The following is a 23,775-nucleotide window of genomic DNA, read 5'->3' on the forward strand; positions in this document are numbered from 1 at the left end:
AACTCGTTACTGCTGCTCATAATCTCATTCCTTTCCGTTCTTTGATTTCGTTTTCCTCTCTATCCCGTTTCAGATAAGTATTCGGTTGAACCTCTTGCCGTTTAGCCTGTTGGTTTTGTTGTTGCTTAAGTTTCTTTTCTATGGTTGCCAAAGCGAAGCCAACTTGGCTTCCTTTAAACCTCACATGCTGCTGGTCTGTAAAAGCGATGCCCCGGCCAAGCTCTACTTCATAGCCATGTTTTTCCATTAGCTGCTTAACATCCAGCATCGTTTTGCTGCTTTGTATAGCCGTGTTTAAACGCTGCTTGAGCAATTCTTTCCGGTTGTCCAACCTTGGCTTCGTCTTCTGTTCCTGGCGCTCCTGCTTGCTTAAAAATCGGTTTGGGCTGAGTACTTGTGTCAGGTTATATTTTAATTCCATCCTCCGGCCAAACTCAGCCATGCGTTTATAGCTGTTGCTGTCACTGGCGGTCTTGCCATTGTAACCGATACGGTTTGCGACGATGTGTAAATGCTCATGCTTCGTATCGGCATGGGCAATGGCTACATACTGGTTATCCTCAAACCGGAATGCCTTCGCAAGTTCTGTAGCTATATCGGCTTTATCCTGAATGGTTAATCTGTTACTGTCCGCATAAGCGAAACTAATCGTTGCATGAAAAACCGGCTTTGAAAGCCTGGGGTTCATTAACCTGACTTCACCAAACTGTTTCATCAATTGCTTTTTGTCGCCAAAGCATTGGTTAAAGGAAATGACCTGCGCCTGCTTTTTTGCAGCCTCCAATTGTTGAAGTTCTTTAGTAGGCTGCAACCTGCCTTCATGCAGGTAGTTTAGGCAGCCCCTGAAACTTTTACCTGTGACTATCTTCCCTATCATGATATATAACCATCTATTTGATCTGTTATACTTTTAAGCTCCCTTGTTTGTTGGTTGAGCAAAGCCCTGTCCATCACATCAAGATCTTCATTACGATTGCGCTTCCTGGCAATTTGATTTAAGTTAGCGGCAATATGATTTAGCCTACCTTTGAATTCCAGCACCTCCCTCGGCAGTGACCTTAACCTTTGCTTCACCTTACCATGCAAGCCTAACTCCCTCAAGTATTCAGAGACAGTCATGCTTGCCCTTTGGGCTTTATTCTCAATTACCTTCCGTTCGACCAGGCTGCACATCACAGCCAAATGCTCCCGTTTCTTAATCGCCTGTTTTGGCCTGCCTCCCTTGTTTTTTACCCTTGCCTCTTCCATACCCGTTAAGCTTTTGTTATACTGATATACAGCTTCACCGCTTAAGCGAAGCTTAAGATAAATCCCCACGAATGCGATAGCATGAGTGGGGCCAGCAAGTTTTGGCTTAGCCAAAACATAGCTGGCTCACACGTTGGGGCAAAGCCCCTCTTGTTCTGTTATGCTGCCTTAGGCAGCTCTTGCTCAAGCGAAGCTTGAGCGTCTGTTCCTCACCGGGACGTAGTCCCAGGTGAGGACATTGATGCCGCCCTTGGCAGCATTGGTCAAGCTTGCTTTAGCCGCTCCCGCAACAGCTTCATGTCGGAACTAACCTTTTTCTTTTTTACCTTGGAATAGATTTGGGTAGTGCGGATGCTGGAATGACCGAGCATTTTTGACACGCTTTCCATCGGCACGCCATTTTCTAAAGTCACCGTTGTGGCGAACGTGTGACGTGCGATATGGTAAGTTAATTCAAAATTCAGATTGGCTTCCTTGCTGATCCTTTTCAGATAACGGTTGGTCGTTTGATTGGAATAAACCGGGAACACCGTTCCCGCACTAACCGCCATTGGGTGCCCTTTATATTTTCGGATCAAGGCAATGGCTTCGGGCAATAACAGCACATAGAATTTTTTGCCTGAGAAATTAGCGGTCTTCTGCCTGACCATTTCGATCCACTTCTCACCCTCGATGTCGGTGACCAGATGGTCGTCACTTAGCTGGCATATATCGGCAAAAGCCAGCCCTGTATAACAACTGAAAACAAAGTTATCCCGGACGATCTTCAGTCCATCTTTTTCTAATTCCAATTCTTTGACGGCTTCCAGTTCTTCCAACTCTAAACACTGCCTGTCCTTGGTGATAATATGCCGCTCAAACCTTACAAACGGGTCTTTGACAATCCAGTCATTTTTAAGCGCGATGTTCATCATCTTGCGTAAGCGCTCAATATGTTTCATGATTGTGTTGTTGCTGCAAGGGCGCTGCCCTTTGTCCGGTGTGCGCTGGCGCAAATAGATTTCAAAATCAACTACAAATCTGTAATCAAGCTGTGAGAGGTAGATGTCTTTCCGTTTCTTCTTGTTGACTAAAAACTCTTTGACGTAACGCTCGGTACTGTAGTAGTTTTTCATCGTACCAGGCTCCAACAGTTTTTTGATTTCGGTATTATGATAGGTCATTAACCACAACAACGTGGTCTGCTCCTCTTCGATACCTTCTATCTTAGTGTATGTTATGGAGAAGTTGACCACCCTGTTCCGGGCCAAACTGACCAGGCAATTTGCTGACGTGAGATGTGCAGCGGGTGCTTAAGAAGCGTTGTCAAAAATAGGTATTTAAAAGTTATTTTTATTCAAGGTTGTTTGCCGTTATTGGTGTACGCTTTCTTCTCATCGATTCTCCTTTCAATTCTATCCGGTGTGCATCGTGAACGATCCGGTCCAGGATAGCATCAGCAATTGTCTTTTCACCAATCACTTCAAACCACTTGCTTACCGGCAGCTGAGAGGTAATGATCAGCGAGGTCTTACCGTGCCGGTCCTCGATGATCTCCAGCAGGGCGGCCCTGCTCTGGGCATCAAAAGGCTGTATCCCAAAGTCGTCCAGTATAAGCAGTTGTGTCCTTTCCAGTTTAGCGATCTCCTTGATATACGAGCCATCAGCCTTAGCCATTTTGAGTTTGGCAAACAGCTTGGGCGTGCTGGCATAGAACACCCGGTAGCCCTGATACAGGCCTGATGGCCAATAGCTGAAGCCACGTAGCTTTTGCCGATACCGGTGCTGCCAGTGACCAGGATGTTTTCAAAGCGGTCAATGAACGTACATTCGGCCAAGCGCATGATCTGGTTGCGGTCGATACTTCGTTCAGCATGGTAGTGAACGTCCTCTATAGCGGCTTTATAGCGGAACTTGGCATATAGGATCGTGCGCTCAATGCGCCTGTTCTGGCGGTCGTCCCATTCGGCATCTACCAGGTGGCCCAGCAGTTCATCTGCTGTATAATCATTCGTTTTACCGGTTTCCACGCTGCTTTTGAAAGCATGGAACATGCCGAAGAACTTCATCTTCCGCAGTTTGTCTAAGGTGTCTTGATTCATGTTGTTATAGTTGTTTGTTATTAATGCTTATTTGTAATCCCCTCTAATTATTATTGTGGCTGGGCATAGGCAGCTCGTCTGCGAACAGGCTTTCTTCATAGCTGTCCATGTTGTTCTCCAGGATAGTTTGTATGGTTTTATAGTTGTAAATGCCATAGCTTAAAGCACGCTGGCAGGCGACGATCAGGCGCTCGTTACCCGCTTTCTTGGCAAAGCCCAATACCCCCAGGCAGGACTTGTAGGCCTGTTCCGGGTGCTGCTTGCGGTCCAGTATCTTCAGGATATACAGCCTGACATCCTCATGGATCGAGGCCGCCCAGTCCAGGAACATATCAGGTGACCAGTCCGCCTTAAAGCGGTGTGTGGTGGCCAAGTGCTCTTTATCTGTCGTATAGCCGTAAGGATTCTTATTGCGTTTGTGCAGCGCGATCCGCTCATAGTTAGAAAAGATCTCTACGGTTGTGCGTGAGTATAAAAGCTTTACCCGTTTACCGATGTAGCGGTAAGGAACGCTGTAGTAGTGTTTATCAGGGCCCAGGTTAACATGCCCGTTCTTGATCACTTTGGCATAGAAGTGCTGTTTGAACTGGTAGCGCATGACCGGAAGCGGGGTGAGTGTATGCCTTTCTACTTCCTCGAACTGAAGCCTGCGGCTATAGTTACGTCCTTTGAGGAACTGGGTGTTATGCACCTCCAGGGCTTCCCATATCGCTGCATTGAGGTCTGCAAGAGAATGATAGGTTTGTTTGTTTAAAGGTGCATAGACCTTGCTATAAAGGATCTTAACAGCACCTTCCACCAGCGCTTTATCACGCGGGCGGTACGCCCGCGCAGGTAAGATGGTGGTACCGTAATGTTCGGCAAAGTCCTCAAAAGTCTCATTCAGGGTAGGCTCATAGCGGCTGCTTTTGGTTACGGCAGCTTTGAGGTTATCCGGCACAATGGCGGCGGGTACGCCGCCGATAAAGTGCAGGGTATTCTCGCAGGCGGCAATAAAGTCTTCCTTTTGCTGGCTCATAACAGCCTCTGCATAAGTAAGCTGGCTGGCACCTAGTATGGCTACAAAGACTTCTACTGATATGATCTCACCGGTATCCTTATCGGTAAGGTTCATCTTTTCACCAGCAAAATCCACATACAGCTTATCTCCGGCTTTGTGATCCATGTGCATGGTTGGATTGACCCTGGCCTTCCATTGGTTGTAGTAAAAGCAGAACTGGCTGTACCTGTAGCCATCAGGAAACTCTTTGATATAGGCCTCCCACAGCATATAGCGGGTCATGCCGGTACGCTTCAGTTCTTTATCTACGTGGGGGAAGCACCGTAGCATGGACTGCATACGGCTGCTGGGTGGCTGCTCTCTGGTCTTGCCAAAAAAGTCTTCCAGCTCCTTATCGTTCAGGGAATTGACTTCTTCAAACGTGCAGCCGCTGGCCTTAAAGGCGGATACGTACTTCTTTACGGTGTTTCGGGATGCGTCAACCTGGGCAGCTATGCTCATTAGAGGACGCTGCTGGCTGTACAACTTTAAGATCTTTCTTATCTTACTCATGCTGATTGTTAAGTTGGCCATGCTTAGGAGGTGTATATGTCTGCCTCCTTAGGATGGTTCGCTCTTCAGCACCAGCTACACTATTACAGTGGTCACTTTCGCCCGGAATACCCTGGTCAGTTTGCCGCGGAATGGGTGGTCAGCTTGCCCCGGAATGGAATGGTCACTTTCATCAGAATCTCCAGCTTCAAGTTTGTTTTGTCCACTTTGGCGCAGTATTAATAACGTTCGATGAGCTTTCTCAAACCGTGATAATTGGCTTCTTTTCCACCTTTATCAGATTTGGCGATTTCACGCGGCTCGTAAATCTTTAAGCTGTTCAATAAGTCAAGATGAATTCACCTTGCTTACTTGTTAAGGTATTCTTATCTGTTTTAGCTTTGCTGTTTTTGAGTGTAGGAGACTCGCTATTAAGATAGCTAATGAGTAGCTTAGCAATATCTGCTACGGCTTGGTTCTGAAGCTTAGAATTTGCTGTTGAACGTTCTTTAGGAATTTTTTTAGCATCTCTTTTTAAATTTTCTTCCCAGAGTTTAGGATATAACTGGCAGATGTTGTTCATTAAAACACCTGAAAGTTTATTGATGACTATCTCGGAAAGGATAGGCTGATCTTCAAAGGTAAATGGTATACCATTAATAACAAAGGACATCTCCACTTGCTGCTTCTGGATGGATGAAAGAGGTTTGACCAATTTTAAAAATTCAAGTGAGTTTTTCAACCTGGCATCCTTTGCCTTATCAGCGAGCATGTCTTTGTATTTCAGATTGAATTCTAGAACGAAGAAAAGTAGGTTAGCATGATGATACCGGCATTCACCTTTAGATATAAGATTATGTTTGATAAGGATGCTGTCAATAAGTTCTAGTTGATTTTTGTACTTGTCGTATTCCTTTTTTGTGAGAGGATGTTTGATAATAATCCTGTCATCATCTATTGCAACTAATAAGTCTATGTAAAGCCGGGGCATTGTAGCACTATTGCTGATGGTTAGCTCAACGCCTCTTTCCTGACAGTTCTCATAAAACCTTACTGATTGCATGCTCAAAGGTGAGAAAAATATAGATAAGCAAGGTAGTTGAGCTTTAACACTCCACTACCTTTTATAAGCCTACAGATCAAATATCTTCTTCTCCCAACTCTCAATAGCGCCTTTCTCAAAGCTATCTAAGTATGTTTGCGTTTGCTCCTCTGTAGCATGGCCTAATGCTTCAGATATGTAACTGGTATTTGCACCTAACCGTTTTAATCCAGTTGCATAAGTGTGTCTGCCTACGTTTGTAGTGAGTTTAAGGTTAGGCTCTCCAATCATTGCAGCAAGTTTCTTCAAATTGTCATTGACTGCTTTAAGGGCAGTTTTCTTTCGTGTGTACTGTTGCTTCAGTGTTTGATGTATAGCGAGGTCAAGGATTGGAAATACAAAGTTACCTTTGCTTCTATTCTTGTTTCTATAAAAGTCTAAGATACCTTTGTTATGTTCATTGAGCGGTATCTCAAACTGTCCGCCTGTCTTGCGCCTAGTGTAGTTGATATGGCTCTCTGATATGTCTTGCCAAGTAAGGTAACTCATATCAATGAAGTTCATCCCTCTGCTATAATAGCTAAATAAAAACATCTGTTGTGCAAGGTGTAATGCTGAATCAGGTTCTAAATCAAGTTTTTTGAGCTTGCTTATCTTATCGATCGTGATAGCTATCTTCTTAGTTTTGCTGTTTAGTCGCTTATTGATGCTATACTTCTTTTCCCCAAACGGATAGTTTTCAAGCTTGAATAGCTTATCTTCTATTGCTTGATTAATAACTCGTTGCAGATTACGCATCTTGACACTGATAGTAGTGTCCTTGTTACCCCGTGTGTTACGCATCCAATACTCAAAGCTTTCAAGAAATCTAATGTTAACATCTATCAGCGATGCTTGCGGTTTAAACTTCTCTAGAATGTTTTGAACTTCAAGGTATAGTCCTGCAAGGCCTACACGCCCTTGTTCTTCAAGAATCTGAATTTGTTGGCTGTAGTAATCCTGTACAGATATACTGGTATTTGGTTTAAGCTTATGTTGCTCTGTCGCTTTGCCTTTAAGATCAGCTTCAAACCTTTCAAAATCAAAGGGTACAGCTTCGAGTTCATATCCACGAAGTATCTTTTGAGCTTCGGCAAGCTTTGTTTCCAGCAATCCGTTACATTCCTTGAATCCTTTGAATGTTTTTCGGAAACGCCCCAAGCCATTGTCCTCTGCTTCTGCTGGCTTCCATTCTTCGGGTTTACAACGAAGTTTTAGGGTTTGGTCTGTTAATAAAGTGCTGATAACAAAATAGCGGCTTTGTCTGTCATGAGTTATTCGTAGAGCGACGGCATACTCGCCATTTAAAAGTTTCTTAGTTGTTTTAAGTACAATTGCTATTGTAGCCATAACGATGGGTGTTATGACAGTTTCGCAGTAAATTGGGGGTAAACAAGGGAGTAAACAAAGGGGTAAACATCCTTGAATAAAAACAAAAAAAGCATACTCAATCAGTCCTAAAACCTCTTAAATATGCTTTCTAACTGGTCGGGATGGCAGGATTTGAACCTACGACCTCCAGCACCCCATGCTGGCGCGATACCGGGCTACGCTACATCCCGAACTTTATTTTCTAACAAAAAGCATGCATTGCAATTGTTGGGTTACAAATATAAGATTTTGACCTATTTGCCGGAAACATGTTTTAAAATTTAGTACCCCCGTTTACTGATCCAATCCATATCACTAAACTATCGGCAACTCAAACCAAAAAGCACTGCCTTTACCCAACTCACTTTCAACTCCAATTTTGCCTCCGTGTGCCTGTATAATTTCGGCACATAAATATAAGCCTATGCCATGGCCTGCTATGTGATTGGTTTCGAGGCTTTGCACACGGTAAAAACGATCAAAAAGCTTATCCTGATCTGCCTGGCTTATGCCGAGGCCGCTGTCTTTAATTTTTACAGTAGCCATACCCTTTTGAGCCGAACAGCTTATTTTTACTTCTCCTCCCTTTGGTGAATATTTAATAGCATTACTCAATAGGTTCGTTATAACGTTGCCTACTTTATCACGATCGGCTTCAATTAAAACATGCCCGCCCGGTTCGTAAATAAGGCTATGAGTATCCTGTATTAAAGATGTGTCGTTTAAGGTTTCAGCGATTAACTCGTCAATAGCAAAAGATTGTTTGTTAAGCTGTATTTTACCTGTTCCTAAGCGCGAAGTATTTAAAAAACCATTGATCAGGGCGGTCATCTTTTTAACCTGGTTCAATGATTTTGTTGCCATTGAATGGGTGAAAGAATCACTGGCCTTTCCTGCTTTGAGTTGCAATATTTGCAAAAAGCCGCTGAGCGACGTTAGAGGCGATTTCAACTCATGGCTTACCATGCCAATGAAATCGTTTTTACGCTGATCGTCCTGCTTACGTTCTGTTATGTCAAGCATGGTGCCCGAAAAGAAAGGTGCCTGTCCGTTTTCAGAGGCTGGGTAAACTTTTCCGGTTGCTCTTACCCAGCGTAAAATATTGTCGCGGTAGCCAACAATAGGGTATTCTATATCAAATGCTTCACCTTTGGTAATGGCGGCTTCAACAGCCTGTATCACCGTATATCGATGCTCATCAGGGATCTGATTAATTGAGGCTTCATAGCTCATATCCTCATCGGCATAAAAGCCAAACATTTCTTTTAACCTTGCCGATGATGTAAACTCGCGGGTATTGGCATCAATATACCAGGTGCCCAACTCGGCCGATTGTACCGCAAGCCGCATGCGCTCCTCTGCCAGTTTAACGGTTTCGCGGCTCCTTACTATGTTGGTAACATCAACAGCGGTGTTCAAAATAGCCCATACGGTACCATCGGCCAGTTTTAAAGGAGTAAACCCATAATTATAATAGAAATCCTTAAGTACGCCATTGTGCACGTATGACATATGCTCTTCGGTTTGCTCATACGCAATACCTTTGCGATACACTTGGCGCATAGTGCGCGGAAAATCAAGCGCAGCCAGCTCGGGTAAAGCTTTGTTAAAAGGCATACCAAAAACCAGTTCATCTTTTCCCCAAGCAGCAAGCATCATTTTATTGGCAAACCTGATGTTCATCTCCTCGCCAGTGTGCAGGGCCATAGCAATAGGTGCATGCTCAATAATTTGCATAGCCTCCCGCTCTTTGGCGGTAAGCAGAGTATTTAATTTTTGTATACGAGTTCCGGCAGCTTCAAGCTCAACCAGTTTTTTGCGAAGCTTTAATTTAGAAATAACCTGAGCTCCTAATATTTTAAGAGCCGATTGCTGTTCGTTACTTAATTTACGGCGTTCGCGGTCAATAACACAAAGTGAGCCCAGCGCAAAGCCATCCTCATCAACCAGGGGCACGCCTGCATAAAAAACAATATGCGGGTCGCCGGTTACCAATGCATTGTCTTTAAAACGGGCATCGGCACTGGCATCTTCAACCTCCAAAAGCTCATCGGGCCTGTTAATAGCGTGTGCGCAAAAAGACCACGCCCTATCAGTTTCAGACGCTTTTAAACCATAGCGCGATTTAAACCACTGGCGGTCTTTATCAACCAGGCTGATCAATGAAATAGGGGTACCACAAATAGCCGAAGCCAGCTGGGTTAGGTCGTCAAAATCTTTTTCGGTTGCCGTATCAAGTATATGGTACGATCGCAGTGCGGCAAGTCGTTCCTGCTCGTTTTGTGGCAGTGGTGCTTTGGGCATTCTTTTAATCAGGAGGTTGTATGCAAAGTTAAGTGTTTTTCCTATTCATAATATTAGCGTAGTATTTTAATCTACCCCTAACGGAAGTGTAAACCAAAAAGTGCTTCCGCTGCCTAATTCGCTTATTACACCAATTTCGCCTCCGTGCCGCTTAATAATTTCGGCACTGATGTACAGCCCCAAACCCAGGCCCGTTGCATGAAAGCCCGATTCATCAACCCTGAAATAACGCTCAAACAAATGCGGTATTTTATCGGGTGCTATACCGGGGCCTTTATCAACAACACTTACCTTAACCATGCCTTCGCTATCCTGAATTTCCAATCGTATTTCGCCCGAATGGGGAGCATATTTAACAGCATTACTCAAAAGGTTGGTTATCACCTGGTCTACCTGGTGCTCATCGGCAAATATTTCGAGTTCGAGATTGCCCGTTATGCTTATTTTGTGCGACCCTGTAATAGCAATAGGGTTAGCACAAGAATTTAATAATTGTGATAGTATAAATTTGGCTTTATTTAGCTGAATTTGTCCTTGCTGCAATTTACGTGTGCTTAGCAAATCATCAACCAAAGCGCTTACCCGTTGTATGCTCTTGCGCGCTTGCATAATGAGCTTGGGCATCATAGCGTTTGATGGATCATGCTTAATTTTATCCATCAATTGTAATGATACCTTTAAACTGGTTAAGGGGGTTTTTAACTCATGGCTGGCAATGGTAATAAAATCATCTTTACGCTGTTCGAGCTCTTTTTGCTCAGTTATATCAACACAGGTACATATGTAACCCGCAAATGCACCATCAGGCTTGTAACGTGGGTGCGCTTTAGCCAGCATCCAATGATGACTCCCGGAAGTATCACTCACTCTAAACTCTCCGCTAAAAGGTTCCTGGGTTTTGAATGCCGAAAGGTAATTATTAACATACCTCTCTCTATCATCGGGGTGGATATAATTGGCCCAACCAAACGCCAGCAGGTCTTCGGGCTTTGCACCGGTAAAATCTGTCCAGGCGTTACTAAAATATGTGGCATTGCTGCTTTCATCGCCCACGGCTATTAAAATCCCCGAACTTTCGGCCATAGCCCTGAAACGGGCTTCGCTTTCCTGCAAATCGGCGGTACGGGTGGCTACCCGGTCCTCCAGTTCAAAATTTAAGCGATTGAGTTCTTGCTGGGTTAATTGTAGCTCTTCGTTAGTTGATGTTAACTCTTCGATCGATGACATCAACTCTTCGTTAAGTGCCTGTTCCCGTTCTAACGCCTCCTGTTGTTCGCGGGCGCGTTCCATTGCTTCCTTACCTAAAACAACTTCGGTAACATCGCTTGCTGCATGTAGTATGCAGTAGGTTTTCCCTTCGGCATTTTTTATGGCGCGATATTCAAAATCATAGTACCTGGTTTGCAGCGTTCCATCGCGAAGGGTTTGGGCGGGTAACACGTCGGCATAGGTAACACCGGTCGTGTAAACATCCTGTAACATCTTAAAAAATGGCTGCCCTTCCAATTCAGGCACGGCCTTAATTAATGATTGGCCTATAATACTGCGGTCTTTACCCCAAAAGGCAAGCATAGCATCATTGGCAAACAGTATTTTAATATCATGTCCGGTGTATATAGCGGTGGCATCTTTTGATAAAGATAAAACCTGAAGTAATTCATCGTTACTTAACGATGTGGTTGAGCTTAACATTGGATAGTACGTGCAAAATAAACAGTCAAATTACAGCAAAATTTTCCTCTGATGCAATAAACAGCAAAGTTGTGCGGCCAATTACTATTGATTTAATTAACTTACAAAACACACAAATGTTTAGCATAAACAAAATTACTTTTTCAAATAACGAATAGCTTCAAAATCAAGCCTTAAATTGTAATTTTAATTATTTTGAAGCAAATACATTAACAAAATTTTCGTTTAACTTTATATTCGCTACATTAGTGTAACAGTTATGCATTCGCCCGATAGTTATTCCCAGCTTATTAACAAAGTTGATGCTTTCATCAGGAAGTATTATCTCAATAACTTGCTTAGGGGCATAATTTTTTTAGGTGCAGGCTTGTTTACGGCCTACATTACCATTGCGTTGTTAGAGTACTTCGGCAACTTTAATACCGTACTGCGTACTATTCTTTTTTATTCGTTTGTACTGCTCAATCTGGCGTTAATTTTTTTGCTCATACTACCATCGTTGCTGGCTTATTTTAAACTGGGCAAAAGCCTAACTCATGATCAGGCTGCCGAAATAATTGGCCAGCATTTTGGCGAGGTGAAAGACAAGCTGCTCAACACCCTGCAACTTAAAAAACAGGCTAATGAAAACGAGCAGCATCGCCTGTTGCTGGAAGCCAGCATTAACCAAAAGATAAACACGCTATCGCCCATTAGCTTTCCATCGGCTATTAACTTAAAGCAAAACAACCGTTATGTAAAGTGGGTAGCTTTCCCGGTGGCGGTTATCATCATAATTGCCTTTACCGCGCCATCGGTTTTAACCGAAAGCACTAATCGCCTTATACATCATAACAAATACTTTGCGCCGGTTGCGCCATTTAAGTTTGTGGTAGTTAATAGTAATTTATCGGCCGTGCAGGGAGCCGACCTTAAACTGGATATTAAGCTCGAAGGCAATAACCTGCCCGCCAATATTTATATTGAAACTGGCAATAACACCTTTAAGCTCGATAAAGAAAACCTGTCGCGTTTTCATTACCTGTTTACCAATGTGCAGCAAAACACCACGTTTCGCATCACGGCAAACGGGTTTTACTCGCAGCCTTACGAAATTAAGGTGGGGCTTAAACCATCGCTTTTAAATTTTGATGTAGAACTGTATTACCCGGCCTACCTCCACAAAACCAGCGAAAAGCTAAGCAATGCCGGCGACCTCACCATCCCGGCCGGAACCACCGTAAAATGGTTGCTGCATACCCGCAACGCCAGCCAAATGCAGTTTAGCATGGGCAATAAGCAGCAGCAGTTACAGCCACAAACTAACGGCCTGTTTGAGCACAGCCAAAAAATAGTATCAAATACCACATACAGCGTATTACCGCTAAACAACGGCGCACAACAGGGAGATGCGGCCAACTACCGCGTTAATGTTATTGCCGATGAGTTGCCGGTCATTAATGTGGAGCAAAAGCAGGACTCCATAAGCAGCAAGGCCATTTACTTTACAGGCGATATCCGCGATGATCATGGATTTTCATCGCTAACTTTTCATTACAGCACCAGTGTTCTCAATGGCAAAACGCTATCGGCAAGCCGGGCGGTAAAAGTTGACTTAGGAAGCACACAGGCCAACTTTTTCCATTACTGGGATTTAAAAAGCCTTAATATAGAGCCGGGCACCGAGGTAAGCTACTATTTTGAAGTGGCCGATAATGATGGTGTATCGGGTCCTAAAAAAGTACGGTCGCCCGAGCGCACTTTGCAGGTACCGACCGAAAAACAACTCAATGAGCAGCTAAATGCGAACAGTGAGGCCATGAAGCAAAAAATGCAATCGGCCATAAAACTGGCCGGGCAGGTAGAGCGCGATGCACAAAAGCTCAACCAGATGTTGTTAAATAAAAACACGCTGAGCTTTGATGAAAAGAAACAGATCGAAGACCTGCTACGCAAAAAAGCCGAACTAAACGAATTGGTAAAAGACATACAGGCCGACAGCAAAAAAGACCGTTTTAACCGCGAGGAAAACCAAAAGCAAAACGCCGAACTACAGGAAAAACAAAAGAAAATTGAGGATTTGTTTAACCAGGTGCTTGATGAAAAAACACAGGAGATGCTCAACCGCCTGCAACAGATGCTGCAAAAGGAGCAAAAAGAAGGTACCCGCAACGAATTGTCGAAAATGCAGAACGACAATAAATCGTTAAAAAAAGAGCTCGACCGCATGCTGGAACTGTACAAGCAACTGGAGTTTGAGCAAAAGCTGAATCAAAATGTTAACGAGCTGAACAAACTTGCCGAGGAGCAAAAAAAGCTGTCCGAAAAAACTCAACAGCCGGGTTCTGATAACCAGCAGCTGCAAAAGGAGCAGGAGCAGATTAAAAAGAATTTTGAAGATGTAAAAAAAGGCATCGACGAGCTGCAAAAGGCCAACGAGCAGCTGGAGCGCAAAAACAAATTTGAAAAGCCCGAAAAAGAAGAAAAGGCTGCTGAACAGCAAATGAACGACAGCCAGCAACAATTGCAAAAAAACGACAAGCAAAAAGCGTCCAAATCGCAGCAACAGGCAGCACAGCAAATGCAGCAAATGGCTCAAAAAATGCAGCAAAACCAGCAGGATAGCGAAGAGGCCGAAAATGAAGTAAATGCCCAACAATTGCGCGAATTGCTGAAAGTATTGGTTACCAGCTCTTTTGAGCAGGAAAAGGTAATGCAAACCTTTAAAACCATGAGCGCCAACGATCCAATGTATGTGGGTATGGCTCAAAAACAAAAGGATATAAAAGATAACCTGAAAACAGCAGAAGATACACTGTATGCCTTGAGCCGCCGTATACCTCAAATACAATCAACCGTAAACCAGGAGGTAACGGCCATTAACACAAATATTGATAAGGCGCTCGACCAATTGGGCGACCGCCGTACCCCCGAAGCAAACCGCAGCCAGCAATACGCCATGACAGCCATGAATAATTTGGCCTTGTTATTGAGTGAAGCATTAGATAACATACAAAATGCCAGCAGCAAGGGCGGGAAAAGCGGTAAGCAGCAATCGTTATCACAATTGAGCCAAATGCAGCAGCAGCTTAACCAAAACATGCAAAAAATGCGCGAGCAAATGCAGCAGCAGGGCAACCAGGGGCAAAGCGCAAAAGGGCAGCAAGGCCAGAAACAAGGTAATAACTTAAGCGAGCAAATGGCCCGCATGGCACGGCAGCAGCAGCAAATAAGGCAACAGCTGGAAGAGCTTAACCGCCAGCAAAACAAAGATGGCACCGGCAAACTGGGCAACCTGGATAAAATTTCGAAAGAAATGGAACAAACCGAGAGCGATCTCGTAAACAAGAAAATCACGGAGGAATCGTTAAAGAGACAGCGAACCATCCAAACACGTTTACTGGAGGCCGAAAAAGCCGAGCAGGAGCGTGAACAGGATAAACAACGGGAAAGCAAGGAGGGTAAAAACACACCACCGGGATATATAAAGGCTTTGCAGGCTTATGAACAACTGAAGGCAAAGCAAACAGAGCAGGTACAAACAGTACCATCTGCACTCAACATGTACTATAAACAAAAAATTAAACGTTACTTTGACCAACTCAATGCAAAATAGTATTCCAACAGACGGTGTTCAAACAGGGGAGCTGTTTACACTTCAACTTCCGTCGGCGTATGAGAGCGTTAACCTGCTCGAAAACCTGATTGAAGAGATTGCGGATAAATTTAATGTTGCCGAAGATACTTTTGCCAATATGATGACCTGCCTTAACGAAGCGGCCATTAATGCTATTGTACATGGCAACAAGCTCGACCCGAACAAAAAAGTAATTATTAATGCCGATGTTGATGGTAAACGTGCCATTTGGACCATTACCGATGAAGGAGAAGGCTTTGATTTTAACCATCTACCCGACCCAACTGCCGAAGAAAACCTGGAGAAATTAACCGGCCGTGGCGTATTTATTTTAAAACACCTGGCAGACCAATGCATTTTTAATGCAAAAGGCAACGAGGTAGAGCTGCACTTTAAACTTTAAATGGCATCTATCAATTTTTTTACCGAAGATACAGGCTATAAGCTAAAAGATAAATTGCCGCTTAAACGCTGGATTAAAGAAACCATTAAGGCCGAAGGCTATAAGCTTGACGAGCTGAATTATATTTTATGCTCAGATGCATACCTGCTGCAAATAAACCAGCAGTATTTAAACCATGATACATATACCGATATTGTAACCTTTGATAACTCAGAAAAAGAAGGCACTATAACCGGTGATATTTTTGTTTCGGTTGAGCGCACGCAGGAAAACGCTGCTAAATACAATGTATCTCCTGAACAAGAACTGCACCGCGTAATTATACACGGCGCGTTGCATCTGCTGGGCTATCTTGATAAAAAACCTGCTGATAAGCAGCAAATGACTGCAAAAGAAGATGAATACCTCGCTCTAAAATCTTTTTGATTGTTAAAGGTTTAAGGCATACCTTTATCGGTACAAAAACTAAACATTTGACATGAAAATATTAGCATTAGTGCTGGCCATGCTGTTTGTAGCGCCCAGCTCGGTTTATGATTTTAAACTGAAAAACATCGACGGTAAAAACTTCGACCTAAAAAAGTACAAAGGCAAGAAGTTACTTATTGTTAACACCGCCTCAAAATGTGGTTATACCCCGCAATATGCCGAACTGCAAAAACTGGCCGATCAGTACAAAGACAAGTTAGTGATTGTTGGTTTCCCCGCAAATAACTTTAACGGGCAGGAACCGGGCTCAAATACCGACATTAAAGAGTTTTGCGAAAAAAACTTTGGCGTAACTTTTCCGCTAAGCGAAAAAGTTAGCGTAAAAGGTTTGGATATTGCACCAATATTTCAGTATCTTACTACACAGGAAAACCCTGATTTTACCGGCGATATTAAATGGAATTTTGAGAAATTCCTGATTGACGAAAACGGAAAATTAGTTCACCGTTATCGTTCAAATGTAAAGCCGCTATCAACAGAAATAACCAGCCAGTTATAATTCAAATGAGTGTTGAAAGCGCTTCAGAGTAATCTGGAGCGCTTTTTTTTATGGTTTTAATTTTCAATTCCCTCTCGGTTCACTAAAAGAACCAAATTTTCTCAAAACTTTCACGATCATAAATCACTAACAATCATCACTTTAAACAAGTACTATTAACAACCATAAAGGAATAATTAATTTTCTTTCAATCTAATTCCGACTGGTTGTAACCTTTTTCATTCAAATCAGTATAAAAGCAAAACTTAAAAAACGCTTAAAAAGCGGCTTTTAAGTTTTCAAACTATTGATATACTGATTTTTACAAATGAACAAGTTTTACACTACCCTAATTTCGCTGCTAATTATATCCGCCGGCATCAAGGCACAAACGCAACCACAAAAAGCTCCGGTTAGTGACACTAAGCTATCGTTTCAGTTACAGGCCGGAACACAGGGCGTAGGCGGCGATTTACGTTACGGCTTAAATCAACAAATCTCGGTGCGTGGCGGGGCATCGTTCATTCCGGTTAAAGCAAATAATGTGTTCAGCTTTTCGGGGTTCGAGTCTACCAACAACGTATCGGTTAAATTCTCTAACGTACACCTTTGGGCCGATTTTGTACCGTTTAAAAAAGCACAGGGGTTTCGCCTGGTAGCCGGTGCCGGTTATTTATTCCAAGCCAATGGCGATATTCATGTTTTACCTACCGGAACATACACCGTGGGTAATTATAAACTTACACCGGCCGATTTAGGCACACTTAAAATTGACATGAGCTGGAAGGGTGTTGCACCCTACGCAGGTTTTGGTTTGTTTAAAAGCTTCCCCAATCACAGGTTTAATGTGAATCTTGATTTAGGCACATACTACCTGTCGCAACCCAAATCAAACATCGTAGGTACCGAAATGCTGGCCGATAATTATAAGCTCGAACCACAGTTAAACGCTAACATGAAAAGCTACCGCTGGTTACCTGTTGCTCAGCTTAACTTTAACTTCCGTATACGATAATATATTTTCTGAAAAACTACCATTTTTTATACCCATGAAATTATTTACCAAATCTGCTTTGGCCGGGATTGCTTGTGCTGTATTGATAGGTGTGAATGGCTGCAAAAAGCCCATTGACGATCTGGACATTATTGTTAACACCGGAACACTGTCAACCACACCAACACTGGTACAGTTTGTAAACGCCAATACATCAAGCACCACCAAGCTGCCCGAAAACTTCAAGGTAACCATTACGGGCGCTGGCGCGTCATACTTACAGGTTGATGGCGGCGGCAACAACTTTACCGCAATAAAAGGCTACCTGCCACTAAGTTTGGTTAAGGGTACCCATCCAAGCAAAAACAACCCGGTTACGTTCTGCATATCGGCTACATTACCTGGTTTTGCACCAATATCGCAAACGGTTACTTTAACCAATGATAACGCTACTGCGCCTATTATTAAATTGGTAGAATACGCAAAACCGGTTAGCGGCACCACCGCCGTTACCCGCGAAACAACTATTTCAACATCAACCGGTACCACTGCCGTTGTTAACATCAACACCCCGGTTAATAACGATGTTGATGAGGCTACCCGCATCAGCATACCATCGGGCACAAAAATGTTAGATGCACAAAACAATGCCATAACCGCAACGCAGCTATCATCAAAAGTAGTTTACTTTAGCACAGGCAACAATGAGGCCGCAGCAGCATTTCCGGGCGGTTTTGATATGATCAATGCCATTGGCCCTAACGGTCAACCGATTAACAATGCATCTACTTTTGTTACTGCGGGTTTGTTATCAATTGACATGACGGCTGGTTCAACACCAGTAAAAGGTTTTTCTAAACCGGTAACTATCAGCATGGATATTAATCCTGATCTGGTTAACCCACAAACCAAACAGACCGTTAAAGTGGGCGATATAATACCCGTATGGAGCCTAAACGAACAAACAGGCCAGTGGAAATATGAAAGCACCACCACCATTGCCCGCAATAGCAGCAACAAACTGTCGGTAAGTTTCCCTATTACTCACCTTTCGGCCTGGTGTGCCAACTGGTACAGCACCAACTGCGGTTCGGACCTGAACGTTACCCTGCACATACCTAATACCAATGAAGATATTAATGGCGATTACCAGATTAGCCTGGTTACGGCCAACAATCAACCGGTTGCGAGCTACATTACCTCAAACATTAATGATGGCTTTAAAGCTGTGCTTTCAAACTTTCCTTCAGATGCTGGTGATTTGAAAGTGATCGTTTACTCGAATACTTCAAACGGGTTAACCAAACTGGGCGAAACCTCGTTCTTCAGTGCCTGCGGTCGTGGTTCTGTTGATGTAACCCTGTCGGGCCTTGCCACGGTTGATTATGTAAAAACCAACGTTAAAGTAACAGCGCGCTGCACTAACCAACAGGTAGTAGCTCAGCCATCAACCTGGTTAACTTTAAAAGACAATACCAGCGGCCAAAGCATTAATATATATATGACCAATGGCGTTTCATCAGCCAACCTCATCAACGGTCACAGTTACAGCATCAGCACGACGTTTGCCGGTAAAAATTATAATTCGGCATCGTTTAAGTTAGATAAAGCAACAGGGGTAAACATCCCATCGGTTGATGGTTTAAGCGGAACAGCCAACTACGATCAGACCGCTGATGCAATTACGGTTGAAGCTAAGTTTGTATTGGAAAATTGTAATTAAGACATTACTTAAATATTTTTAAAGCCTTTTGGAGTAATTCCAAAAGGCTTTTTTGCTTTTAGCACCTTAAATCTTTATTTTAGAAAAACTAAATCTTGTCATGCTCCAGCATAAACCGATCTTCCCGCTGAAAATAAAAATGGTATTTGTTGCTTTTGCTTTACCTATTTGCATTGTAGCTTGCCAATCCAATAAAACTGATACATCGGAGCAGAAAATCACAGTCGATACACCAACATTAAAGCGTACATTAACCTTAGTCCACCTAAAAAGTAAATTCAAATATCATGATTTGAAAATATTTAAACCTGATTTTTCTTGGGATGGGCTGGATAGGCAATTTGTGCGTGTGGACAGCTCTGCATTTCGGTTAATATTTCAAGACGGCGACAGGAAATTCATGGACGACCGCTATGAACAGGATTACTATTACTCATGGCAAAATCGCGATAAGAATTTTATTGAATTTACCATCCTTACCCCCGATGAAAGCAGCAACTGCTTAACGCTCAAATATTTTATATTTGACAAGAATGGGAAGTTTATAAGCAAGTTTGATATTGCCAATACTTGTGGCGATGCCGGTTGGACATTTAACGCAGATGGAAAGCAACTCAGCCCCTCAAAATTTATATATAATACCGACGAGGCCGACTCGGATATTGAAGATATATGGGAAAAGGGAGATTCTGCCAGTTACGAAATAACTATTAATAAGCAAGGAAAAGTTGTTGAACGCGAAATTTATAAAAGGCATTTTACGCGCAAAACCCGTTAATAATTAAGATTAAGACTACGCATAATGGAAATACCTCAATACAAAGCCATCTCATTTGCGCAACTTCGCCAGGCCCATCAAAAGGTAAAACACTTTTTGGAGGACGAAAGCTTTGACCAAGTGACTTCATTGCAAACCAAAATAGGCGATGGTTTAGGTTTAGCCGGAGATGATGTAGAAGACTTATTGGTAAAGTTTGTACAGGATAATAAACTTAACTGGGGCAGTTTCCGGTTCGATGAGCACTTTCATTCAGAGGGAGAATTGTTTTCATCGAGTTTGGCGATGGGCAATTTAACCCGTTTCATTATCAACCTTCCCATCATGCTCTTCAATTTAATTACATTCAACCGCTCAGCAATCTCAACATTAGCCTATTTAGAGATTGACAGGGAGGTAACCGATCTTACTTTCAGACAAATGCTTACCTGGTACATCGAAAAAGATTTTACTGGTATTGACAGCATCAGGTATAAACTAAAAATAGCCGCTTAATACAAATCCTTTGCATCTTGCGGCCATTCGATAACTAATTGATCATTATCCAACCAATTCTTTCTTAATGGTTTTATTTAACCTGATGGCCGACAACAGGTAGTAAAAAGCCCCAAAAGCCGAATAACCCGCAAGGTTAACAATACCCATGGTTGGCGCATGTGCCATAACAATAAACGAAACGCCTGCAAGGGTTGATTGGCCGCCGCTCAGTATCATAGGCCACTGGCCGCCTAAGGCAATACGGCGTTTTAAACCTAAAACTAATTGAATTACGCCGGTTAATATGGCCCATATACCAAATACGATTAATGCTTGGGGTACGCCTTTTTGTATGGCAATTGCAACAGCAATGGTAGTGACAATGCTAATGCCTGCATTTATGTACTGCGGCATAAGGCTGGTGCCCGATTGTTTATTAGCGCGAATATCTAACAGCGTTCCTACCACATCCCAGGCAGGGTAAATTATTAAAAGCATGGTGGCAAAGCCCGGCGACGATTTGGCAAACAGTGCTACCAGCGTAACCCATATAACCGAAAAAGCAGTACGGGTAAAATAAAGTGAGCGCAAAGCGCGTGCAGTTGGCAGGGCATTGGGCGATGTTGTTGTTGTTGACATGGTTTTAACGTTTGTGATTTTGTATAGCACAAAGGTGAAAACTTAAAAACCCGCAAATTTTCACTTAGGTGAAAATTGAACGGAGCTTATGTCAGCCTGAAATAATTTTAGCAAGCGCCGCCCTATTACTTTTGCTGCAACCGTTTTTTAATACGTGTTAACGACGGGTTTTTAATGCCCAGGTACGATGATATATGGTATGCCGCTACCCGGTTTACAATGTTAGGATGCTCGTTCAACATTTTGAGGTAGCGTTCTTCGGGTGTGTTAAACAAAAATTCTTCGGTGCGCGATTGGGAGTAGTTGAAAAACAATTCGGCTATCAGCCTCCCGAATTTTTGCCAACCGGTTGGTGTGCTGTACAGGTATTGCAGATCGGTGTAATGAATGGATAAAATTTCGGCATCTTCCAAGGCTTCAATAAAGTAATAGCACGGGTATTGGTTAATAAAACTGCGGAAAGAAACCAAAAACTGTTGCTCCGAAAAAAAGTACATATTCTTTTCTTCCTGCGTTTCGGGGTGAATAAAATAAACCCTGAATATACCCTTAACAATAAGCGCCAGATCGGTGCACACAAAATTCTGCATGTTAAAAAACTCGCCTTTGGCAATTTTACGGGTGCGCCAATAAGTTAGGCTCACGGTAACATCATTGTCGGTAAGGCCGGCAAAGGGTATCAGTACATTGTTTAAAAACTGTTGCTTGCTGTTCATGGGCTTTAACAAGTGCTAATTTAGCATTAACACTACATTTAAGCCCTGTATTTGAGCATTATTGACAGTTATATGTAGGTACGGTAACTTAATCAACACATGCTAAAAACTCTTTTTTCTTCGTTATTGATTTCTGCTGGTAATACCTAACTTTGCCGAGCAAAAATTATAGCAAAAACTATGAGTTTCAGAACCGAACATGACACCATGGGCGCGGTACAGGTACCGGCCGATAAATACTGGGGCGCACAAACCGAGCGTTCGCGCAACAATTTTAAAATTGGGCCCGAAGCTTCGATGCCTAAAGAGATCATTGCTGCTTTTGCTTACCTGAAAAAAGCTGCCGCTTACACCAATACCGATTTAGGCGTATTACCAGCCGAAAAACGCGACCTGATAGCCCAGGTTTGTGACGAAATTTTAGATAATAAACTGGATGCCGAGTTCCCACTGGTAATATGGCAAACCGGTTCGGGTACGCAAAGCAATATGAACGTTAACGAGGTTGTTGCTAACCGTTCACACGTTTTACAAGGTAATATTTTGGGCGAGGGCAAAACCTTCATCCACCCTAATGATGATGTAAACAAATCACAGTCATCAAACGATACCTACCCAACTGCAATGCACATTGCAGCCTACAAAATACTGGTTGATATAACCATCCCCGGCATCGAAAAACTGCGCGACACGCTGCAAGCCAAAACCGAAGCCTTTAAAACCGTAGTTAAAATTGGCCGTACCCACTTAATGGATGCTACGCCTTTAACCTTAGGTCAGGAGTTTTCGGGTTATGTATCACAGCTTAACCACGGCCTTAAAGCCCTGCGCAACACTTTAGATCACCTTTCGGAATTAGCTCTTGGCGGTACTGCCGTAGGTACTGGCATAAACACCCCTAAAGGTTATGATGTTAAGGTTGCCGAGTACATTGCTCAATTTACCGGCTTACCGTTCATCACTGCCGAAAATAAATTTGAGGCCCTTGCCGCTCACGATGCCATTGTAGAAACCCACGGTGCACTTAAACAAATTGCGGTATCATTAATGAAAATTGCTAACGACATCCGTATGCTGGCTTCGGGTCCGCGTTCGGGTATCGGCGAAATTCATATTCCTGATAACGAACCTGGTTCATCAATTATGCCGGGCAAGGTTAACCCTACCCAAAACGAGGCCGTTACCATGGTTGCTGCACAGGTTATGGGTAATGATGTTGCCATTTCAATCGGTGGATCGAACGGACATTACGAACTGAACGTATTTAAACCGGTTATGGCGGCTAACTTCCTGCAATCGGCACGTTTAATTGGCGATGCCTGTGTATCGTTTAATGATCATTGCGCTGTAGGTATTGAGCCAAACTACGAGGGCATTAAAAAACACCTCGAAAACTCGCTGATGCTGGTAACTGCGCTTAACCCGCACATTGGTTATGAAAACGCAGCAAAAATTGCAAAAACAGCCTTAAAAGAAGGTCTGTCGCTTCGCGAGGCTGCCCTTAAACTGGAGTTGTTAACCAACGAACAGTTTGACCAGTGGGTACGCCCCGAAGACATGATCGGAAGTTTAAAATAAAAAACCTCTCCCTAAATCCCTCTCCATTTGGAGAGGGACTTTTTGTTTATGGATAAAAAGCCTTTAGCCCTTCCCCTTTCAGCTTTAACCAAAATCCTGGCTCTTGGCTCTTGTGTCTTAGCTCTATTTTCCTGTAGCCCCAACGCTAATGTGCAAACTAAAGGTATGCAAAATATACAGGGCGAGTGGCAGCAAAGCACCCAAGCGCTGGATAAGCAACTGGTAAATTACACACTATACAATTTTAAATTCACGTGCGATTCGTTTTACGTTACTATGCAAACGCACAGCAAAGTAAATTACGGCGCCGATACCTGTATGAACAAAGGTGTATGGACCGAGTATGCCAAAGGCCGCTACCAGCCCAGTAATGACACCTTGTGGATAAGAGGCTTTTTTTGCAACCCCGATTTTAGCCTGAAAAACCCGGGCAGCTGTTTCCGCTCAGGTGTGTATGAGGATTTTATGAAGGTGAGCGTAGCAGATACGTTACTTACCCTCACACCAAAATCAAGCGTTTTACCGTTAAATTTGCACCTGGTAAAAAGGACTAATTGCGTTCCCAAACCGTTATAA

20 protein-coding genes, 1 tRNA gene and 1 pseudogene are annotated in these 23,775 nt (G+C 43.1%); 10 read left to right on the top strand and 12 right to left on the bottom strand.

Going from position 1 to position 23,775, the window contains the following annotated elements; all coding sequences use genetic code 11:
* Positions 1-16 precede the first annotated feature (16 nt).
* From QE417_RS13355 to QE417_RS13405, 10 genes and pseudogenes are all read right to left on the bottom strand, one after another.
* Positions 17-877 (bottom strand): relaxase/mobilization nuclease domain-containing protein, encoded by an 861-nt coding sequence (locus QE417_RS13355; RefSeq protein WP_311950728.1) that lies wholly within the window; start codon positions 875-877, stop codon positions 17-19.
* A complete protein-coding gene (locus QE417_RS13360; protein ID WP_311950730.1) occupies positions 874-1,362 on the bottom strand; it encodes a plasmid mobilization protein in 489 nt (162 codons plus the stop codon). Before QE417_RS13360 ends, QE417_RS13355 begins: the two co-directional genes overlap by 4 nt.
* Positions 1,363-1,511: 149 nt before the next feature.
* Positions 1,512-2,483 (bottom strand): site-specific integrase, encoded by a 972-nt coding sequence (locus QE417_RS13365; RefSeq protein WP_376717547.1) that lies wholly within the window; start codon positions 2,481-2,483, stop codon positions 1,512-1,514.
* 97 nt (positions 2,484-2,580) lie between these two features.
* Positions 2,581-3,329 (bottom strand): annotated as a pseudogene (istB, locus tag QE417_RS23655) (IS21-like element helper ATPase IstB).
* A 43-nt stretch (positions 3,330-3,372) separates the two neighbouring features.
* On the bottom strand, positions 3,373-4,881 hold the full coding sequence (gene istA, locus QE417_RS13380) for an IS21 family transposase (protein WP_311950733.1): 1,509 nt from the start codon (positions 4,879-4,881) through the stop codon (positions 3,373-3,375).
* A gap of 319 nt (positions 4,882-5,200) precedes the next feature.
* On the bottom strand, positions 5,201-5,923 hold the full coding sequence (locus tag QE417_RS13385; protein WP_311950736.1) for a hypothetical protein: 723 nt from the start codon (positions 5,921-5,923) through the stop codon (positions 5,201-5,203).
* Positions 5,924-5,992: 69 nt separating this feature from the next.
* The gene (locus tag QE417_RS13390; RefSeq protein ID WP_311950738.1) at positions 5,993-7,291 is read right to left on the bottom strand and encodes a site-specific integrase; all 1,299 of its coding nucleotides are present in this window, start codon (positions 7,289-7,291) and stop codon (positions 5,993-5,995) included.
* Between the two features lie 135 nt (positions 7,292-7,426).
* Positions 7,427-7,503: transfer RNA gene (locus QE417_RS13395), tRNA-Pro, on the bottom strand.
* Between the two features lie 124 nt (positions 7,504-7,627).
* The gene (locus tag QE417_RS13400) at positions 7,628-9,616 is read right to left on the bottom strand and encodes an ATP-binding protein (RefSeq protein WP_311950740.1); all 1,989 of its coding nucleotides are present in this window, start codon (positions 9,614-9,616) and stop codon (positions 7,628-7,630) included.
* A 66-nt stretch (positions 9,617-9,682) separates the two neighbouring features.
* Positions 9,683-11,308 (bottom strand): ATP-binding protein, encoded by a 1,626-nt coding sequence (locus QE417_RS13405; RefSeq protein ID WP_311950741.1) that lies wholly within the window; start codon positions 11,306-11,308, stop codon positions 9,683-9,685.
* Between the two features lie 259 nt (positions 11,309-11,567).
* Here QE417_RS13405 and QE417_RS13410 point away from each other — a divergent pair, with 259 nt between their 5' ends.
* From QE417_RS13410 to QE417_RS13445, 8 genes are all read left to right on the top strand, one after another.
* Positions 11,568-14,903, top strand: coding sequence for a DUF4175 family protein (locus tag QE417_RS13410; protein ID WP_311950743.1), 3,336 nt, complete (start codon positions 11,568-11,570; stop codon positions 14,901-14,903).
* Entirely contained in the window at positions 14,893-15,327 is a 435-nt protein-coding gene (locus QE417_RS13415) for an ATP-binding protein (RefSeq protein ID WP_311950744.1), read from the top strand. Before QE417_RS13410 ends, QE417_RS13415 begins: the two co-directional genes overlap by 11 nt.
* The gene (ybeY, locus tag QE417_RS13420) at positions 15,328-15,753 is read left to right on the top strand and encodes an rRNA maturation RNase YbeY (RefSeq protein ID WP_311950745.1); all 426 of its coding nucleotides are present in this window, start codon (positions 15,328-15,330) and stop codon (positions 15,751-15,753) included.
* A 52-nt stretch (positions 15,754-15,805) separates the two neighbouring features.
* The gene (locus tag QE417_RS13425; RefSeq protein ID WP_311950747.1) at positions 15,806-16,315 is read left to right on the top strand and encodes a glutathione peroxidase; all 510 of its coding nucleotides are present in this window, start codon (positions 15,806-15,808) and stop codon (positions 16,313-16,315) included.
* A 307-nt stretch (positions 16,316-16,622) separates the two neighbouring features.
* Positions 16,623-17,309 (top strand): hypothetical protein, encoded by a 687-nt coding sequence (locus tag QE417_RS13430; protein ID WP_311950748.1) that lies wholly within the window; start codon positions 16,623-16,625, stop codon positions 17,307-17,309.
* Positions 17,310-17,343: 34 nt separating this feature from the next.
* The gene (locus QE417_RS13435; protein ID WP_311950753.1) at positions 17,344-19,011 is read left to right on the top strand and encodes a hypothetical protein; all 1,668 of its coding nucleotides are present in this window, start codon (positions 17,344-17,346) and stop codon (positions 19,009-19,011) included.
* Positions 19,012-19,303: 292 nt separating this feature from the next.
* Positions 19,304-19,789 carry a hypothetical protein gene (locus tag QE417_RS13440; protein ID WP_311950755.1) on the top strand — a complete coding sequence of 162 codons (486 nt, stop codon included), beginning with the start codon at positions 19,304-19,306 and terminating at the stop codon, positions 19,787-19,789.
* Between the two features lie 24 nt (positions 19,790-19,813).
* Positions 19,814-20,284: a DUF1493 family protein gene (locus QE417_RS13445; RefSeq protein ID WP_311950756.1), complete on the top strand. Its 471-nt coding sequence runs from the start codon at positions 19,814-19,816 to the stop codon at positions 20,282-20,284.
* A 45-nt stretch (positions 20,285-20,329) separates the two neighbouring features.
* Here the strand turns inward: QE417_RS13445 and QE417_RS13450 are convergent, their stop codons facing one another.
* Together QE417_RS13450 and QE417_RS13455 are read right to left on the bottom strand one after the other, a co-directional pair.
* Positions 20,330-20,905 carry a hypothetical protein gene (locus QE417_RS13450; RefSeq protein WP_311950758.1) on the bottom strand — a complete coding sequence of 192 codons (576 nt, stop codon included), beginning with the start codon at positions 20,903-20,905 and terminating at the stop codon, positions 20,330-20,332.
* Positions 20,906-21,030: 125 nt separating this feature from the next.
* A complete protein-coding gene (locus QE417_RS13455; RefSeq protein WP_311950760.1) occupies positions 21,031-21,621 on the bottom strand; it encodes a Crp/Fnr family transcriptional regulator in 591 nt (196 codons plus the stop codon).
* Positions 21,622-21,801: 180 nt separating this feature from the next.
* Between QE417_RS13455 and fumC the strand changes: the two genes are divergently transcribed.
* Entirely contained in the window at positions 21,802-23,199 is a 1,398-nt protein-coding gene (gene fumC / locus QE417_RS13460) for a class II fumarate hydratase (protein WP_311950761.1), read from the top strand.
* Between the two features lie 165 nt (positions 23,200-23,364).
* A complete protein-coding gene (locus QE417_RS13465; RefSeq protein ID WP_311950764.1) occupies positions 23,365-23,775 on the top strand; it encodes a fumarate hydratase in 411 nt (136 codons plus the stop codon).

Origin of the sequence: Mucilaginibacter terrae, from assembly GCF_031951985.1 — a bacterium.
Taxonomy (GTDB): domain Bacteria; phylum Bacteroidota; class Bacteroidia; order Sphingobacteriales; family Sphingobacteriaceae; genus Mucilaginibacter; species Mucilaginibacter terrae_A.